Origin of the sequence: Streptomyces sp. XM83C (assembly GCF_023072675.1) — a bacterium.
Taxonomy (GTDB): domain Bacteria; phylum Actinomycetota; class Actinomycetes; order Streptomycetales; family Streptomycetaceae; genus Streptomyces; species Streptomyces thermocoprophilus.
Window position 1 is genome coordinate 1 of the sequence record NZ_JALLGL010000478.1, and the last position, 3,031, is coordinate 3,031.

General features: G+C 66.8%; 2 protein-coding genes. Both read right to left on the reverse strand.

What is annotated here, in order from left to right:
* Nucleotides 1-409: 409 nt before the first annotated feature.
* The gene (locus tag MTQ10_RS29445) at nt 410-1,246 is read right to left on the reverse strand and encodes a serine protease (RefSeq protein ID WP_308404612.1); all 837 of its coding nucleotides are present in this window, start codon (nt 1,244-1,246) and stop codon (nt 410-412) included.
* A gap of 63 nt (nt 1,247-1,309) precedes the next feature.
* Nucleotides 1,310-2,662, reverse strand: coding sequence for a hypothetical protein (locus MTQ10_RS29450; RefSeq protein WP_247473462.1), 1,353 nt, complete (start codon nt 2,660-2,662; stop codon nt 1,310-1,312).
* Between the last annotated feature and the right edge of the window lie 369 nt (nt 2,663-3,031).

The window sequence follows — 3,031 nt, forward strand, 5'->3', positions numbered from 1 at the left end:
TCCAGGCCGTCGCCGCCCTGCTGTCCCACCAGCAGACTGCGGACCTGACGTCGGCGCGGCAGATGTGAACACCGAGCCCCGCCGCCATCCTCGACGCCTCACCGCCTACCGTGCACGAGCTCGTTAGGAAGCCTCACCCCATCGTCTGCTGCGTACAGCCCGGCAGAAGGCAACCGACGCCTCGACGGCACGCCGGTCACCGACAGGCCGATCGAGGCCCTGACCATGAGACTGGACGGCGTTCAGCAGACATCACTGCGGGCGAGCGCCGGCTCGGCGACAGCCTCAAGCCGGCACTCGCCGCCCAGCCCCGTGCGGTTTCGTCACACCCGCACGGGTTCGCCACGGCGACGCTCCGCTGCACCTCGACGAGTCGCAGCGATGGCTGCTCCGGGTCTCGGGCCAGCTCCTAGGTAGCGGTCATGTTCGCTCGGATCCAGTTCACGTAGGCGCTGATCCTCGTGGCGACGTCCGGATGGTGGGGGTCACCGCACTTGGAGGCGAACGAGTTGACGCCAACCAGGACGGCCCTGTCCGAGCCGATGGCGAAGACGGGTCCGCCGTCGTCTCCCGAGCACGTTCCTTCCCTGATGCCGCCGGACAAAGACCTCCCTGCCGTGCACAGCTGGCTTTCGGGGCGGATGTCGATGCCGGAGTCCCGGTAGGCGGCTGTGCAGGTGGCGGGGGCGGTGACGGTGGCCTGCACGTGCCGGAGTACCGGCGAGCGGCCGCCGCCTTCCGTTACTGCGCCCCAGCCCGGGATGTCGACCTGCTCGCCGGCACCGGGCGCCGGGCCCAGCACGACCGTTGGGGTGTCGGCCGGGGGCACCTTCTCCGGCAGATGCAGCAGAGCGACGTCGTTGGCCAGGTTCTGGGGGTTGTAGGCCGGGTGGATCACGCTGCGGTCCACTCTGCGCGTCACGCCGCCCTCAGCTGCATCTGTTTTGCGCAGGTCGTGCCGGTGCACGCGGATGGCAAGCACGTTCAGTTGCCGGGGGACGCAGTGTGCGGCGGTGAGTACCCAGTCGGGTGCCAGCTGCGTCCCGCCGCAGACCAAGGAGCCGCGGTCGGTGATGGCGACCATGGCGGGCCGACTGAACGGCACCGGTTCTTGCCCGCCCACGACGGCCCCCGCGGGCGGCGGAGCCCACAAGGCGGCGGTCAGCGCGGCGCCGCACGCCAGGACGCTTGCCGCCACCCGACGACTCAGCGAACAACTACTCAGAGAACCAAATTTTTTATGCACGGTGACTTCCTGTCAGAGGGTGACGGCTTGGTTCCAGTTCGGCGCTGTCCCTGGCGTCCGAGGTCAGGTGAGGGGCGGTTCACCGTTCTCGCGCTGCTCTTGAGCAAGGAGGGCTTCCATCTCGGCCGTGTCTGTGCCGGCGGCGCGTTTACCGTAGCCGCGGTGGACGACCAAGAGCTGCTCACCGGCCGCGTTTTTGTCCCGGTAGTTGATGACCGCGGGGCCAGCGCCGCTTTCGTGGTCACCGATCTTCTGGTCGGCGCTCCAGGAGACGCCGTTGTAGTGGCTCCACCACAGGAACTGGTCGCTTCCGCCGTAGCCGCGGTGGATGCAGTAGAGCTTGTCGCCGAGTACCGCAAGGCCGGGGCCTTCCAGACTCTCGTGGGCGGGCAGCCTGGTGTCGGTGCTCCACCGGGAGCCGTCGTAGGTGGCGTGCCAGAGCTCACTGTTGTTGCCGGACTTGTGGACCAGGTGCAGCCGTCCCTGGTAGACCGCCAGAGCCGGGTTGGCGGAGGTCATATGGGCAGGCATCCTGGTGTCGGCGCTCCACTGGGAGCCGTCGTAGGTGGCATGCCACATTTCGTTGTTGTTGCCGGACTTGTGGACCAGGTGCAGCCGTCCGTTGTAGACCGCCAGAGCCGGTCCGGTGGTGCTCTGGTAGGGCAGTGGCGTGTCCGGGCTCCAGGAGGTGCCGTTGAAGGTGGTGTGGAAGAGTCGCTTGTCGTCGCCCACACCTTTGTGCACGCAGTGCAGTTTCCCGTTGAACGTCGCCAGCGCGGGTCCGGCCGATGTCATGTGCCTGGTGAAGCGGTTGTCCTCGCTCCAGCCCGTTTCCGGGTCGTAGACCGCCCACCACAGGTCGTCGTGCGGGCTGCTGAAGCCGCGGTGAACGAGGTACAACTTGCCGTTGAACTCGGCCAGGGCTGGGTTGGAGCCGCTGTGATGAGCGGTGAACCTCTGGTCTTCGTTCCAGCCCTCGCCGGGAGTCATGACGGTCCACCACAGGCTCGTGTCTTCCGAGGGCCGCAGCGAGACGGGCACGAGCATGCCCGGGGCGATCCAGGGGGAGACGAGCTTGCACCCCCACGTCTTGCCGACCTCTCGGATCAGCAGTCCCTTGAGCTTGCACACCACCTCCGTGATCTCGCCCAGCGGTGACGGCAGGGCCGCCCCGACGATCTCTCCGATGTAGCCGGCCCACTCCTCGGCATCCTCGGCAGCGACAGCGTTGAGGTAGACCTCGAAACCCCACCAATGCGGATCGACCCACACCTCTGCGCCGGACGCCGCCAGTTGTGTGCGCGCTGCCTCGGCGGCTGCCAGGGCCGCACTGCTTGGGCGGTAGTCGAGGTGGCTGCGGCTCCTATCGCCTTCAGCAGGCGTATCGGTAGCGGTGCGAGCCTGTTCCTGCGTCATCCAGACCTCCCCTTCAGCGAGTAACGTATCCGTTACACTACTAAGAGTAGTGAGATGGATGATGTATTCGTCGGAAGCCCCGGCCCACGAGTCCACTGAGCCGCCAGCGGTCAGAACCGCTGGCGGCTGCCACGGAAACGTCAGTTGCTCTGCCACAGGCACTGTCAGCGGGTTGCACGGGTCCGCGGTTTGTGTTGCTGCCGGGGACACATTCGCCGCAAAGCAGAACTTCCGGCTTGGAGTCAGAGGGCTTCTCGAAACCGAGTGTGAGGCTGGGTTTGTGCTGGTCAGGCATAGTTTCGGGGTGGGTGAGGTAGGTCCGGTGCGTCCGTGGAGGTGGCGTGCTGGAGGTGCGTGATGGTGTCTGTG